Genomic DNA, 14,682 nt, shown 5'->3' on the forward strand with positions numbered 1-14,682 from the left:
GGCCCCGCGACGGCCCACGGCGGGCGGGCGGAGGCCGGGACGACGGCCAGCGTCGCGTCCCGCGCCTCGGCCGCGGCGTCGGCGAGCGCCGCCGCGTCCGGGTACCGGTCGCCGGGGCGCTTGGCCATCGCCCGCTCCACCAGCGCGACCACCGGCGGCGGGGTGCCGGGCGGCAGCGGCGGCGGCTCCTCCTGGACGTGGCGCAGCGCCACCTGGAGCGGGTTGTCGCCGTCGAACGGCGGCTGCCCCGCCAGGCAGACGTACGCCACCGCGCCGAGCGCGTAGATGTCCGTCGCCGGGGAGACCGGCTGGTTCGCGGCCTGCTCGGGGGACATGTACGAGGCGGTGCCGAGCATCACGTTGGCGGCGGTGATGCCCGCCGTGGTGCCCGAGCGGGCGATGCCGAAGTCCACCAGCACCACCCGGCCGTCGGACTTCACCAGCAGGTTGCCCGGCTTCACGTCCCGGTGCACGATGCCGGCGAGATGGGCCGTGTGCAGCGCGTCGGCGGCCTGCGCCACCACGGACATGGTGGACGCCGGGTCGAGCCGCCCGGCCCGCCGCAGCCAGGAACTCAGCGGCTGGCCGTCGACGTACTCCATCACCAGGTAGTCGGCCTGGCTGCCGTCGGCGAGGGTGGACCGGCCGACGTCGTGCACGGCGACCACGCCCGGGTGACGCAGCGCCGCCAGCATCCGGGCCTCGGCCCGGAACCGGGCGGTGAACTCGGGATCGGCGGTCAGCGCCGGCAGCAGCACCTTCACCGCGACCTCGCGCTCCAGCATGATGTCGGTGCACCGCCAGACCGCGCCCATGCCGCCGGTCGCCACCCGTTCGCCCAGCCGGTACCGCTCGCTGAGCACCACTCCTTGAGTCAGCACCGGGCCACGGTACCGGCACGTCGCCGCCGGATGATCAGCCCGTCGGAGCCCCGGCCGCCGAGCGTCGCGCCCGTACGGGCGTGGCCGACTACGCTGGCGGGGGTTCGTCCCACGGGACATCAGCGGCGAGGGGAGACGCGGCATGGCGTGGAGCTGGCGGTACGAGGGCACGAACGGCGAGTCGGTCGAGGGCCCGGCGGAGTCGTTCGGCAGTCAGGCGGACGCCGAGTCCTGGATCGGCCAGACCTGGCGCGAGCTCGCGGCGTCCGGCGTCACCTCGGTCGCGCTCGTCGAGGACGACCGGGTGGAATACCGGATGAGCCTGCTGCCCCCGGCGGAGTGATGGCCGGCGACCGCCCGGGGGGCGAGCCGCTGGTGCTCGGCGTGCCCCGGGCGGCGTTCCGGCCCAGCCCGGTCTTCCTGGCCCTGGTCGCGCTCTTCGCCACGAGTGGCGTGCTGACCTGGCACGGGTTCGGCAACGTGCGGCTCGACGTGTTCCTCTTCGTCGTGTCCGGCTGGTTGGTGTCGCTCTGCCTGCACGAGTACGCCCACGCGATCGTCGCGTTCCGGGCCGGCGACCGCAGCGTGGCCCACCGGGGCTACCTGACGCTGAACCCGCTGAAGTACAGCCACCCGCTGCTGTCGATCGGGCTGCCGGTGCTGGTGGTGCTGCTCGGCGGCATCGGCCTGCCCGGCGGGGCGGTCTGGGTGGACCGGCACGCCATCCCGGGGCGGCTGCGGCACACGCTGGTCAGCCTCGCGGGCCCGGCCACCAACGTGCTGTTCACGCTGGTCCTGGTGGCCGCCGTACGCCTCGGCGCGGCCGGCGGCGGCCCGGTCGAGTTCTGGGCGGGCGTGGCGTTGCTGGCGTTCCTCCAGCTCACCGCGAGCGTGCTCAACCTGCTGCCGGTGCCCGGCCTCGACGGCGGCAACATGATCCAGCCGTGGCTGAACGCGCAGTGGCGCAAGATGTACGACCTGTTCGCCCCGTTCGGCTTCATCCTGCTGTTCGCGCTGCTGTGGAACCCGCGGATCAGCGGCTGGTTCTTCGGGGCGGTCTTCGCCGTGGGGGACGTCCTCGGCCTGCCGCCCTGGCTCTACGCACTCGGCCTGGACCTGGTCCGCTTCTGGCAGAGCTGACCGGCGCGTCGCACCCGGCCGGCCGTCGCGGCGCTGACCCGGCGCGTCGCACCCGGCCCGGCGCTGCCCGGCCCGGCCGGTCCCCTTCGTGAGGGCCGGCCGGGTCGGGGGTGTCACGGACGCTGGGCGGGGGACTCGGTCCGGGACGGGTCGCGCTCGACGATCGGGTCGATGATCTCGTCGATCGCCTTGAGCAGGCCGGCGTCGAGCTTCACGCCGGCGGCCTTGACGTTGTCGTGCACCTGCTCGGGGCGGGACGCGCCGACGATCGCCGAGGAGACGTTCGGGTTCTGCAGCACCCAGGCGATGGCGAGCTGCGCCATGCTCAGGCCCGCCTGCTCGGCCAGCGGCTTGAGCCGCTGCACCCGCGTCAGCACGTCGTCGGTCATGAACTTGGCGATGAAGCCCGCGCCCGACTTCTCGTCGGTGGCGCGGGAGCCGGCCGGCGGCGGCTGACCCGGCAGGTACTTGCCGGAGAGCACGCCCTGCGCGATCGGCGACCACACGATCTGCCCGACGCCCAGCTCCTCGCTGGTGGGGACGACCTCGGACTCGATGACCCGCCAGAGCATCGAGTACTGCGGCTGGTTGGAGACCAGCGGGATGCGCAGCTCCCGGGCGAGCTGGTGGGCCTCGCGGATCTGCGACGCCTTCCACTCCGAGACGCCGATGTAGAGCGCCTTGCCGGAGTGCACGATGTCGGCGAACGCCTCCATCGTCTCCTCCAGCGGGGTGCTGTAGTCGTACCGGTGGGCCTGGTAGAGGTCCACGTAGTCGGTGCGGAGCCGGCGCAGCGAGCCGTCGATCGACTCCATGATGTGCTTGCGGGACAGGCCCCGGTCGTTGCGGCCCGGCCCCGTGGGCCAGAACACCTTGGTGAAGATCTCCAGCCCCTCGCGCCGCTCGTTCTCCAGCGCGCGTCCCAGCACGTCCTCGGCGCGGGTGCCCGCGTACACGTCGGCCGTGTCGAAGGTGGTGATGCCGGCGTCCAGGGCGGCCCGGACGCAGGCGAACGCCGCGTCCTCCTCGACCTGCGAGCCGTGGGTGATCCAGTTGCCGTACGAGATCTCGCTGACCATCAGGCCGGAACGGCCCAGGTGACGGAATTCCATGCTCACGACCCTACTCCTGCCGATCATGACCGGCCGGGGACGCGGCTCAGAGCACCGGGTGGGTGTCGACGAGCAGCCGCTCGATCTCGGCGACGACCTCGTCGCGGTCGCGGTGCACCGGCTCGATCAGCGGCTCGCCCCGCCGGTCGAGCGCACCCCAGTGCCCGGTGCCGTCGTCGACCAGGAACGCGACGGGGTGGATGACCAGCGCCGGATGGGCGGGCGGGACCAGCACCTTCCCGGTACGGTCCACCACGCCCCGCCGGCCGGCCACGTCCACCACGGCCAGCCCCTCGTCGGTGAAACCGTCGACGTACCGGCCGTCGGCCAGCACCGTGGCGAACCCGTGGTACCGGGTGGGCACCACGATGCGGCCGTTGCGGTCGACCGCCCCCCAGCCCTCCCGGCGGACCACCGCCACGCCGTGGTGGAACGGGCGTACGTCCGCGAAGCCGTGCGGCACGACCACCTCGCCGACGGCGTCGATCGCCACCCACCCGGAGGCGCCGTCCGACACCCAGGCCAGCCCGTCGCTGAACGGGCGGACCACCGGGTAGGTCGGCCCGAGCACGGTGGCGCCGGCGAGGTCGACCAGCGACCACCGCTCCGTCTCCGGCCGTCGCACCCAGGCCAGCCCCTCGCGGAACGCCTGCGCCTCGGCGTACTCGGCCGCGATGGCCATGTCGCCGTCCGGGTCGGCGAAACCCCACAGGTCGCCGTCGCGCGCCGGCACCGGGGGCCGGTCACGCTCCAGCACCTCGTCCCGACTCCGGGGGTACGGCCCGAAGCCCGTCTCCGCCACCCGCTCCGCCACCGAGTCCAGGCTGAGCCGGATCCGTGCCTGGAGTTCGGGGTCCCCGTCGCCCCGCAGGTCGAGGGCCCGCTCGAAGTGGTGGCACGCCTCCATCAACCGGCCCTGGTCGTAGCACGACCGCCCCGCGTGCTCGTGCAGCGCCGCGCGCAGCCGGTCGGGCAGCTCCGTCGAGTTGGCCTCGGCGAAGAGCCGGTCGGCCTCCACGAACTCGCCCCGCCAGCGCAGCACGTGCGCCAGCCGTGCCTGCGCGACCGCCGTACGCCGCAACTCCCCGGTCGCCTCCGCGTACGTGAGTGCGAGCCGGCCGTCGGCGAGCGCGTCGTCCAGTTCGCCGAGCAGCCGCGAGACCACCGCCCGCAAACTCAGCAGCCGGGCGCGCGACCGGTTGTCCACGGCAGCGCCCAGCTTCTCGGTGAGCCGTCGGCGGATCGTCCGGAACTCCTCCGGCGCCTCCACCACCTCGCGCAGGGTCTCCGGGTCGAGCCGCCAGCGGTAGGCCGCCAGCACCTGCTCCGGGTCGCCCTGCGCGGCACTCGTCCGGTCGACGTCCCGCGATTCCGGGCCACGTTGCTCCGGGCCACGTTGCTCCGGGCCACGTTGCTCCGGGCCACGTTGCTCCGGGCCGCGTTGTTCGGGGCTGCGTTGTTCTGGGCCGCGCTGCTCCTGGGCGCGTTCGTGCCGTTCACCGGCAGCCGACGGACCCTGCCCGACCGGCGTCGGTACGGCCGGCGCGGACGCTGCGGACGCCGGCTGTGCCGACGGCGCCGAGACGGGCGGCGCTGACACCGGCTGTCCGGGCGCTGCCGAGACGGGCGCTGCTGAGATGGGCGGCGCTGACGCCGGCTGTCCGGGCGCTGCCGAGACGGGCGCTGCTGAGATGGGCGGCGCTGGCACCGGCTGTCCGGGCGCTGCCGAGACGGGCGCTGCTGAGATGGGCGCTGCTGAGATGGGCGCTGCCGAGATGGGCGGTGTCGGGGCGGGCGGTGCCGGGGAGGCGACAGCCGGTGCCAGCGGTTCGGCTTGTGCAACTGGCGGCACCGAGACGGGTGATTCGGGCTCGGTGACGGCCGGCGTCGGCGGTCCGGCTTGTGCTGGCGCTACCGAAACGGGCGGTACCGGCTCGGTGGCGGAAGGAGCCAACGGTTCGGCAACGGTCGGCGCGGGTGACGCTGGCATCGGTTGCGCCGGCGGCGCGGAGACAGGCGGCGCGGCTGGCTCGGAGACGGGCAGCGCGGATGCCGGTTCCGCCGGCGACATGGGGAGGGGCGATGCCGGCGGCGCGTCGGCAGGCGGTGCTGGCGGCGCGGGTACCCCCTGTCCCGGCGGCGCGACATCGGGGACGCCTGGTGGCACTGCCGGTGTTTCGGAGGGTGGCGCGGTGACCGGCTGAGCCGGCGTCGGCGGCGTGCTGCCGGTGGTTGTGGCGGCGGGTCGGTTCGGCGGGGCCGACACGGGCGCGACGGGCGGAGTGGGCAGGGCCTGTGCCAACGGCGCGGCGACTGGTGCGCCGGCCGGCGCGGCAACGGACGCGGAACCGTCGTCCGGGTGGTCTTCGGGCACCGGGGTGTGCCCTTCGGGTGGCGCGGGCAAGGGCCCGTCCACCGGCAAGGCGGGGAAGGTCGCCGGAGCCGGCAAAACACCGCCGGCCGCCGCACCCGTGACGGGCGGCACGGGTGCGGCCTGTGCCGGGGCCGCGAGGGGCGGCACGGGTGCGGCCTGTGTCGGGGTCGTGAGGGGCGGCACGGAAGCAGCCTGTACCGGGGTCGCAGCGGGCGGCGTGGACACGGGCCGCGCCGTGGGCGAGGCGGCGGGCCCCGCCGGGGGCGCGGACACGGGCCGGGCGGGTGGCCCGGGAATCGGCGTGGCCGAGGCCGGCACCGCCGCCGATGGAACGGCGTCGGGCGCGCTGCTCACAGCCGCCGTTCCAGGGCCGAAGTCGTTTGGGGACCCGTCGACCGGTCGCGCGGGAGGAACCGTTCCGGTTGCCCCGCTCAGCGGTGCGGTTGACCGCACTGCCGTGTCTGGCGGCGGCGCGGACGCTGAGCGCGGATCGGTCGCGTCGAGTGGAACGCCACGGGTGTCAAAACCCTTCGGTGACAGCCATGGTGTTCCACCGGTGGGCCCAGCCGTGGTCGGGGCGTCGGTGTCGGGGGTGCGTAGGGGCGCAACGCCCGTTGCGGGGGGTGGGGCAGAAGCGCCTGGGGCAGGCGCCGACACGGTCTGTGCCAGGTTCTCGGGCCTGGACTGGCCGGTCTGAAGACCGTCAAGTGTGACTGGGGCAGGAGCGGCGTGCTCCCTTGGCACCGGATCCGACGCGGCAGGCGGTGTCGACTCCGGCGGGAACGGGGGTGCTGACTCCGTCTGGGTAGGCGGTGTCGACTCTGACGGGGCCGGGGACACGACCTCCGTCCGAGTTGATGGTGTCGACTCCGGCGGGAACGGGGGCGCCGAGCCCGTCTGGGTTGGTGGTGTCGACTCCGGCGAGGCCGGGGACACGAGCTCCGCCCGGGTTGATGGTGTCGACTCCGGCGGCGCTGCGGGCATCGCCTCCGACCGGGCGGGCGGTGCCGACTCCGGCGGGACCGGGGGTGCCGACTCCGGCCCGGCGGGTGACGCCGACACGTGCGGGGCAGGGGGCATGGAGACAGGGCGGGGAACAGGTGGTCCGGAGAGAGGGCGTGCCGGTGCGGAGGCGAGGAGGGGCTTCGCCGGCTCCGATCGTGTGGCGGCCGGGTGACTCGGGGGAACCGGGGCGCCCGCCGCAGGGGGCGTCGGGGCGGACGGCACGGATACCGGTCCGGCAGGCGGACCGGAGACAGGCGGCGAGGACACGGGCGAGGTGACCGACGAGGCGGCCGCCGACGAGGTCCCCGGCGAGGCCGATGCGGGTGTCAGCGGATCGGTCCCAGCCGCCCCGTCGAGGTGTTCGTGGGCGGGCTCGGGCGATGAGAGGTCGTCCTGGACGGGCTTCGGGAGCGCCGCGTCGACCGGAGTTGTCGTCATGGCGCTCGGGGACGCGTCGGCCGGGGCAGCGGGGCGGGGGTGGTCCGCCTCCGCGGGCCGGGCGTCGTCCGTCTCTGCGGAAGGCGTCACGGGCTTGGAGGGCCGGAACCAGGCGTCCGCGCCGCTCGGCGCGCCCGGCTGGGGTCGGGGCGGGGCCGCCGGTGCCGGCGGATCGCTCGGTGGCGGCGGAACGTACGCCCTGGGCATGCCCGCTGCGAGCGGCATCGCGGCCGCTGGAGTCTCCGACGGAACCGCTGGCGTGGCCGGCGCACCCCTGCCCTCGGGAGCGGGGCGCGGACCGGCCGGGTGGGCACTCGCCGGACGGTCGGCCGGCGGCGTGGTGGCCGGGGGGCCGATCACGGGTTCGGCGCCGCGGGGTTCGGTACCGAGGCCCTGCTGCGGTGTGGGTGCGTACGGGTGGGTCGGCGGGACCGGCTCGGGGCGCGCCGGGGCCGGCCCGGAGGACCCGGTGCTGGACGTGGCCTCTTCCGGGGCCGGCAGGAACTCCAGCCGCAGTCGGGCGGCGGGCGGCGCCGGGACCGGCGTGACGTCGTCCTCGGGAGCAGGTCGCGGCACATGGCCGGTCGCCTGGAACTGCTCCTCGACGGCGGACATCGGGGGCCGAGAACCAGCAGCCGGTGGCTCGCCGATCGGACCCCCCGGCGTCACCGGCCGGCTGGCGAGCGGGCCTGCCGGGGAGATCGGTCGGCTGGTGGTCGGGCCTGCGGGTGAAACCGGCCGGCTGGTGACCGGAGCTGCGGGTGGCACCGGGCGGCCGGCGGCCGGGCCTGCTGGCGTAACCGCGTCACCCCGGAACGAACCGGCGGGCGACACCGGTCGGCTGGTAACCGGGCCTCCCGGTGACACCGGGCTTGCAGGCGAAACCGGGGCCGGCGACATCGGGGCTGTCGGCGGCACCGGGCGGCCGGCAACCGAACCTGCTGGCGGTACCGCGTCACCCCTGACCGGGCCTGCCGGCGAAACGGGGCTTGCCGGCGAGACCGGGCTTGCCGGTGACACCGGGGCTGCCGGCGCAGTCGGGGCTGCCGGCGACACCGGGCGGGCGGCGGCCGGACCGGGCGGTGACGGCGGGCCGACGGGGGGACCCGCAGCGGGGACCGGGCGCGGGACGGGACCAGCGGGCGACACGGGCAGGTCGCGGGACGGCGCGACCGGGCCGGTTCGGTCCGTGGGCGGCATGTCGCGGGACGGCGCGGGGGAGACCGGCCGGCCAGGGACCGCAATCTCGTCACGCGGCGTCAGGAAACCCCGAGGGCCGGCGGCAGGCGGCACCGAGATCGGCGGGCCGGAGACTGGCGGTACGGAGATCGGCGGGCCGGAGACTGGCGGTACCGAGATCGGCGGGCCGGAGACCGGCGGTACGGAGACCGGCGCGCCGGACACCGGGCGGTCGCCGCCAGCGGGGACCCGCGACGGCGGGTACGGGCGCGGTTCGTCGTACCGGGGCTGGGCGGGTGGTGCGGCGGCCTCGTACGGGCCGTGATGGTGGGGACGGTCGGCCGGCTCGGTCGGCCGCCGGTGTTCGGGGTGCGGCGCGGTGTGGCGCGTGTCCCGGTCGGAACCGGGCTGCGCCGGGCCGGACGACGGCCAGGGCAACCCGCCCTGCTGCGGGTGCCCCCGCGGCTCCCGGTACGCGTCAGGCCGGTACGCCTCGGGCCGTGCGGCCTCGCGTGGACGCCGATCCGGGTACGCCTCGGCGCGTGCCGCCGCCTCGCGTGCCTGCCACCGCCCGTCCGGCTCCGGCTGGCGCCGTTCCCCGTCACGGTACGGCTGCCCGCTCGCGGCCCGGTCGGGGCGCTGCCACCCGTCGGCGGGTACGCCCGGCTCACGGCCCCGTCCGCCCGGGGCGCGTTCCTCCCGCCCGTCGGAGTGCCGTTCCCACTGCCCCGACGCGGCGTGTTCCCACGGCCCGTCCCCGGCGCGCTCCCGCCGCTCGTCCGAGGAGCCGCCCCACCGCCCGTCGGAGGAACGGTCCCGCGGCGCGTCCGAGGGGCGGTGCTCGGTGGGGGCATCCCACTGGTACCGGGGCCGGCGGGCCCCCTCGCCCGTCCGGCGGTCGTCGTCGGTCTCCGGCCGGCGGTCGTGCCCTGGTCCGACCCGCGGATCGTGGCCGCGCTCGGAGCGGTTGTCGTAACCGCGCTCGGACCGGCCGTCGTGGCCGCGCTCGCTCCGGTCGTCGTGACCGGGTTCCGGCCGGCGGTCGTGGCCCGGGCCCGGCCGGCGGTCGTGACCTGGCTCCGGCCCCCGGTCGTAGCCCGGGCCCGGCCGCTGGTACGCCGGCGACCGGCGTGGGTCCTCGCCCGGCTCGGGCAGCCAGCCCGGCTCGGAGTGGCCGGCGGGCGAGACGGGGCGGTCCTGTCCGGCTGGCTCGTGCCGTGGCGGGCGGGCGTCGTAGCGGTCGTGGCCGGCGTGGTCGCGCGGCCGGGGGGAGTCGACCGGCCGGCCCGCGCCGGAGCGGCCGGGCCCCTCGAAGCCGCCCCGGGCGTTGCGGTGCGGCGGCTCCTGTCGGTGCGGCGGCTGCCGGTCGTCCGGCCAGGTCGGCTCCGCGTGTGGCCGGCGGTACGGCTCGTCGTCGCGCCGCCGCCCGTCGGGGCCGCCAAACGGGCCGCTCCAGCTTTCCTGCCGGCCGTTCCAGCCGTCCTGCCGACCGGTCCAGCCGTCGGGGTCGTCGTCCCAGGACCGGCCGAGGTAGGTCCCGTCGGGTCGGGTCGGCGCGAGCGGGGGCACCTCGGCGCGGCCGACGGCGGCCGCCCGGCCCCGGGGCGCGGGCGGGGCGTGCTGGATGCCGATGTCGCCGGGGTAGCGCTGGCCCGGGAACTGCGGGTGCCACTCGTTGGTCGGTTCGACCATCCAGGACGGTTCGCCGGTGTCGTGCCACCGGTCGGCGTAGCGGCTCATCGTGGCGACCTGTCGCCACAGCGGGTGAGCGGAACGGCCGTGGCGCGCCGTCGGTGAACGGGCGCGCCGGGGTGGCCGGCTCGCGTCCGCTCGCTCACGGCGGCGCCCCGGTGGCCGGCTCGCGCCCGCTCGCTCACGGCGATGTCACCTCGTTGCAAATTGTCGCGCTGGGCGCCCCACGTGCCGGTAGAGTCGCCCGTCCCGGCATGGCGTGGCTGCGGAAGGAGGGTAGCGGCGTGGGCTCGCTCACCGCCACTGTGGCACCGCCCACCACCCCAAACGTTATCCTATGGTTCCGGACATTTAGGGCTATAACCGGATCAGGCTTCCGACGTTACGCCACGTATCGGCAGGCGACGTTGGCGGGCGTCGTCACCAACACGGTCTTCGGCTTCCTGCGCTGCTACGTCCTCCTCGCCGCGGCCGGTGCCGCCGGCACGGTGGCCGGGTACGACCGGGCCCAGCTCGCGAGTTTCGTCTGGGTGGGTCAGGGCCTGCTCGCCGTCGTCCTGCTCTGGGGGTGGACGGACCTGGCGGACCGGATCCGCACCGGCGACGTCGCCAGCGACCTGCTCCGGCCGGTGCACCCGGTGACCAGCCACCTCGCCACCGACCTGGGCCGCGCCGGCCACGCCGCCCTGGTCCGGCTGCTCCCGCCGGTGCTGGTCGGGCCGCTCTTCTTCGAGGTGTACGTGCCCCGGCGCTGGTCCACCCTGCCACTCTTCGCGCTCTCCGCCGTCGCCGCCGTGGTGCTCTGCTTCGGCTGCCGGTTCCTGGTCAACGCGACCGCGTACTGGTTGCAGGACGTCCGGGGGCCGATGATCCTCTGGACCCTCGCCTCGGGGGTGCTCGCCGGGCTCTACTTCCCGCTGCGCTTCCTGCCGGAGTGGCTCCAGCACGTCCTGTGGCTGGGCACCCCCTTCCCGAGCCTGCTCCAGACCCCGCTCGACGTGCTCGTCGAGCGGGACCCGACGGGCGCCCAGGTCGGGCTGGTCGGCCTCCAGATCGCCTGGGCGGTACTGGTCCTGGCCGCCTGCCGGCTCGTGCAGCGCCGCGCCGAACGCCGCCTGGTGGTGCAGGGTGGCTGACGGGGCCCTGGCGCCGACCACCGGGCGCCGTGGCGGCGGGACGCTGGCCGCGTACCGGGCGCTGCTGGGGGCGCAGGCGCGGTCGCAGACGGCGTACCGGGCGTCGTTCGTGGTCGACGTGCTCGGCAACGTCGGGTCCACCGTCTTCGACGTGCTGACCGTGCTGGTGATCTTCGGCGTCACGCGGGAGCTGGGCGGCTTCACGCTCCGCGAGACGCTGGTGATCGTCGGCCTCTCGACCTGCGCGTTCGCCACCGCCGACCTGCTGGTGGGCAACATCGAGCGGCTGCCCCGCTACGTGCGCACGGGGCTGTTCGACGCCGTGCTGGTCCGCCCGCTCGGCGCGCTGCCGCAGCTGCTGCTCATGGACCTGCCGCTGCGCAAGGTGTCCCGGGCGGTCTTCGGGCTCGCCGTGCTGGTCGTCGCGGTCGGCTCGGCCGGCGTCCAGTGGACCCCGGCGCGGGCGCTGCTGGTGGTCGTCGCCCCGCTGGCCGGCGTGGTCTTCTTCGGGGCGGTCTTCGTCGCCACCGCCACCGTCTCCTTCTGGTGGGTCGACTCGGGCGAGCTGGCCAACTCGGTCACCTACGGCGGCCGGGACTTCACCTCGTACCCGGTCACCGTGTTCGGCGGCTGGTTCCGCGCCGTGTTCGCGTACGGCCTGGGCTTCGCCTTCGTCAGCTACCACCCGGCGCTGGCGCTGCTCGGCCGCGCGGACCCGCTCGGCCTGCCGGGCTGGGTCGGCTGGGCCGCGCCGGCCGTCGCGCTGGTCGCCGCCGCCGGGGCCGCGGCGGCCTGGCGCACCGGCGTCCGCCACTACCGGAGTACGGGGTCGTGAGCGACGACGTCATCGTGGTCGACGGGCTGCGCAAGGAGTTCACGGTCCGGGTGCGGGCCGGCCGGCTGCGCCGCGAGAAGCGCCGGATCACCGCCGTGGACGGGGTCGACCTGCGGGTGCCGCGGGGCGAGACGCTCGGCTACATCGGGCCCAACGGCGCGGGCAAGTCCACCACGCTCAAGATGCTCACCGGGGTGCTGACGCCCTCCGCCGGCGAGGTGCGCGTCTGCGGCCTGCGCCCGGTCGCCCAGCGCACCCGGCTCGCGCTACGCGTCGGCGTCGTCTTCGGCCAGCGCTCGCAGCTCTGGTGGGACCTGCCGCTGCGGGAGTCGTTCGCGTTGCTGCGGCACGTCTACCGGGTACCGGCCGCCGCGCACGCCGCCCGGCTGCGCCGCTGCCGGAGCCTGCTCGACCTGGACGCCTTCCTGGACACCCCGGTCCGGCAGCTGTCCCTGGGGCAGCGGATGCGCGGCGAGCTGACGGCCGCCCTGCTGCACGGCCCCGAGGTGCTCTTCCTCGACGAGCCGACGATCGGCCTGGACGTGGTGAGCAAGCAGGCGGTCCGTGGCTTCCTCGGCGAGCTGGGCCGGGCCGGGGACACCACGCTGGTGCTCACCACCCACGACCTGGCCGACATCGAGCGGCTCTGCCGTCGCCTGGTGGTGGTCGACCACGGTCGGGTGGTGCACGACGGGTCGATCGCCGCGTTGCACGAGCGGTACGGCTCGCGTCGGCTGCTCGTCGCCGACCTGGAGGCCCCGCTGCCCGAGCCGCCGGCGCTGCCCGGCGCGCCGCTGCACCGGGTGGAGGCCGACGGGCACCGGCTGGCCTTCGCGCTGGAGTCGGCGGGCGTGGCCGAGGTGGTGGCCGCCCTGGCCGCCCTGGGCTCGCTGCGGGACGTCTCGATCGTCGAGCCGGACATCGAGGACGTGGTGGCCCGGCTCTACCGGGGTGGCTGAGCCCCTCCGTGCGAGTGGAGCCTGCCTCCGGCCGAGCTGAGCCCGACTCCGGGGAGCCCGCGCCCGGCCCTGCCGCGGGAGGCGAGGCCGGGCCGGGCGGTCAGGGGTGTTCCATCACCAGGACGGCGAAGGTGCCGGGGGTCAGCGCCTCGTAGCGGTGCGGCACGTCACCGGGGAAGGTCACGTAGTCGCCCGGACCGAGCTCCACCAGGTCGCCCTCCGGCCCGACGCGCAGCCGCCCGGCGCCCACCACGATGTGCTCGACGCTGCGTGGGGTGTGCGACTCGGCGGTGCGCACCGTCCCGGGCTCCAGCTCGAGCAGGTAGACGTCCCGGCGGATGTGGGCCGTGCCGGCGGCGAGCAGCGTCGCGGTGAGGTCGGCGTGCTCGGAGCGGATCCGGGGGCCGTCGCCGGCCCGTACGACCCGGACGGCGGCCGCCGGCGGCTCGACCAGCCGGCTGAACGGCACGCCGAGCGCCACCCCGAGCGCCCAGAGGGTTTCCACGCTGGGGTTGCCGACCCCGGATTCCAGCTGGGAGAGGGTGGACTTGGCGATGCCGGCCCGGCGGGCGAGCTCGGTGAGCGAGATGCCGACGCGGTCGCGCTCGCGGCGGAGCGCGACGGCGATGGTGGCCAGCGGGGGAGTCGGTTCGGCGGACATTGTTCGCTCCAATGTTCCGTTTGTTCGGTTTGACGAACAGGTGGGGCGCGTTCATCATGATGGACCATGCGTACGGTACAGCGAACGGTCGAGGGCGCGGCAGTCCGCGACGTCGCCGCCATCGGGGCGGCGATGGTCGCGGTCGGCGCCTCGTTCGGCGCGGTGGCGGTGGCCGCCGGCCTGCCGGGCTGGGCGGCCGTCGTCATGTCCGTGCTGGTCTACGCCGGCGGCGCGCAGTTCATGGCGGTCGGGCTGGTGGCCACCGGGAGTCCGCTCGCGGCGGTCCTCGCCGGCCTGCTGCTCAACGCCCGGCACCTGCCGTTCGGGTTGGCGCTGGCCGACAGCATCGGCCGCCCGCTGTGGCGCCGGCTGCTCGGCAGCCACCTGATGACCGACGAGGCGACCGCCTTCGCGCTGGCCCGCCCCGCCGGGGGCGCGCGCCGGCGGGCGTTCTGGCTCGCCGGCACCCTGCTCTTCCTGGCCTGGAACGTGGGGACCGTGCTCGGGGTGCTCGCCGGCGGCGTGGTCGGCGACCCCGCCGCGTTCGGCCTGGACGCCGCGTTCCCGGCCGGCCTGATCGCGCTGCTGCTGCCGGCGCTGCGCGACCGCGACACCCGACGGGTGGCGCTGGCCGGCGCGGTGCTGGCGGTGCTGGCCACCCCGCTGCTGCCGGCCGGGCTGCCGGTGCTGCTGGCGCTCGCCGGCCCGGCCGTGCTGGCCGTCGCCGCCGTACGCCGTGGTCGGCGGGCCGCGACCGCGGGCGGCAGTCGGACGCCGAACGCGCCGGTCGCGGGCGGCGGAACGGTCCCGGGGGCCGCCGCCGAGCCGCCGGGCGGGGTGGGGGAGCCGGTGCGCGCGGGGGAGCGGACGCCGCGGGGCGGGTCCCTGCCGGTCGGCCGGACGGGGGAGGGGTCGTGCTGATCGCCGTGATCGTGGCGCTGGCCGCCGGGACGTACGGCTTCCGGGTCGCCGGGGTGCTGCTGCGCGACCGGCTCGACCTGCCGGAGTGGTCCCGGCGGCTGCTGCCGGTCGGCGCCGCCGCCCTGCTGGCCGCGCTGGGCGCCACCGCCGCGCTGACCGAGGCCGGCAGGTTCGCCGGCTGGGCCCGGCCGCTGGGCGTGCTGGTCGGCGTGCTGCTGGCCTGGCGGCGGGCGCCGTTCGTGCTGGTGGTGCTCGCCGCCGCCGGCACCACCGCACTGCTCCGGCTGCTCGGCGTGCCGTAGCCCCCGGTCCGCTGACGACGAACGGCCCCTCGCCGCGGTGCGGGAGA

At 76.1% G+C, this 14,682-nt stretch carries 11 protein-coding genes; 7 read left to right on the plus strand and 4 right to left on the minus strand.

The annotated features are described in order from the left end of the window. A partial coding sequence (locus AB0L34_RS18720; RefSeq protein ID WP_363705641.1) for a serine/threonine-protein kinase occupies positions 1-881 on the minus strand: 881 nt, incomplete at its 3' end. A gap of 142 nt (positions 882-1,023) precedes the next feature. Between AB0L34_RS18720 and AB0L34_RS18725 the strand changes: the two genes are divergently transcribed. Both AB0L34_RS18725 and AB0L34_RS18730 read left to right on the plus strand, forming a co-directional pair. Then, positions 1,024-1,224 carry a hypothetical protein gene (locus tag AB0L34_RS18725; protein WP_350707905.1) on the plus strand — a complete coding sequence of 67 codons (201 nt, stop codon included), beginning with the start codon at positions 1,024-1,026 and terminating at the stop codon, positions 1,222-1,224. Continuing rightward, positions 1,224-2,021, plus strand: coding sequence for a site-2 protease family protein (locus AB0L34_RS18730; protein WP_363705642.1), 798 nt, complete (start codon positions 1,224-1,226; stop codon positions 2,019-2,021). Before AB0L34_RS18725 ends, AB0L34_RS18730 begins: the two co-directional genes overlap by 1 nt. 113 nt (positions 2,022-2,134) lie before the next feature. On the opposite strand, the gene AB0L34_RS18735 is transcribed toward AB0L34_RS18730, so the two are convergent. Then, positions 2,135-3,133, minus strand: a complete 999-nt coding sequence (locus AB0L34_RS18735) for an aldo/keto reductase family protein (protein ID WP_363705643.1) — start codon at positions 3,131-3,133, stop codon at positions 2,135-2,137. A 46-nt stretch (positions 3,134-3,179) separates the two neighbouring features. Beyond that, on the minus strand, positions 3,180-4,733 hold the full coding sequence (locus AB0L34_RS18740; protein WP_363705644.1) for a WG repeat-containing protein: 1,554 nt from the start codon (positions 4,731-4,733) through the stop codon (positions 3,180-3,182). A gap of 5,372 nt (positions 4,734-10,105) precedes the next feature. Here AB0L34_RS18740 and AB0L34_RS18745 point away from each other — a divergent pair. The 3 genes from AB0L34_RS18745 to AB0L34_RS18755 are packed head-to-tail and all read left to right on the plus strand — an operon-like array spanning position 10,106 to position 12,751. Beyond that, on the plus strand, positions 10,106-10,957 hold the full coding sequence (locus AB0L34_RS18745) for an ABC-2 family transporter protein (RefSeq protein WP_363705645.1): 852 nt from the start codon (positions 10,106-10,108) through the stop codon (positions 10,955-10,957). Beyond that, positions 10,950-11,792 (plus strand): ABC-2 family transporter protein, encoded by an 843-nt coding sequence (locus tag AB0L34_RS18750; RefSeq protein WP_363705646.1) that lies wholly within the window; start codon positions 10,950-10,952, stop codon positions 11,790-11,792. The genes AB0L34_RS18745 and AB0L34_RS18750 overlap by 8 nt, the downstream gene beginning before the upstream one ends. Beyond that, positions 11,789-12,751 (plus strand): ATP-binding cassette domain-containing protein, encoded by a 963-nt coding sequence (locus AB0L34_RS18755; RefSeq protein ID WP_363705647.1) that lies wholly within the window; start codon positions 11,789-11,791, stop codon positions 12,749-12,751. The genes AB0L34_RS18750 and AB0L34_RS18755 overlap by 4 nt, the downstream gene beginning before the upstream one ends. A 100-nt stretch (positions 12,752-12,851) precedes the next feature. Here the strand turns inward: AB0L34_RS18755 and AB0L34_RS18760 are convergent, their stop codons facing one another. Then, the gene (locus AB0L34_RS18760; protein ID WP_363705648.1) at positions 12,852-13,412 is read right to left on the minus strand and encodes an XRE family transcriptional regulator; all 561 of its coding nucleotides are present in this window, start codon (positions 13,410-13,412) and stop codon (positions 12,852-12,854) included. A 66-nt stretch (positions 13,413-13,478) separates the two neighbouring features. On the opposite strand from AB0L34_RS18760, the gene AB0L34_RS18765 reads away from it, so the two are divergent. Both AB0L34_RS18765 and AB0L34_RS18770 read left to right on the plus strand, forming a co-directional pair. Beyond that, the gene (locus AB0L34_RS18765; RefSeq protein ID WP_363705649.1) at positions 13,479-14,333 is read left to right on the plus strand and encodes an AzlC family ABC transporter permease; all 855 of its coding nucleotides are present in this window, start codon (positions 13,479-13,481) and stop codon (positions 14,331-14,333) included. Continuing rightward, positions 14,327-14,635 (plus strand): AzlD domain-containing protein, encoded by a 309-nt coding sequence (locus AB0L34_RS18770; protein ID WP_350707921.1) that lies wholly within the window; start codon positions 14,327-14,329, stop codon positions 14,633-14,635. Before AB0L34_RS18765 ends, AB0L34_RS18770 begins: the two co-directional genes overlap by 7 nt. Positions 14,636-14,682 lie beyond the last annotated feature (47 nt).

This window comes from Micromonospora sp. NPDC052213, assembly GCF_040679695.1.
Lineage (GTDB): Bacteria > Actinomycetota > Actinomycetes > Mycobacteriales > Micromonosporaceae > Micromonospora.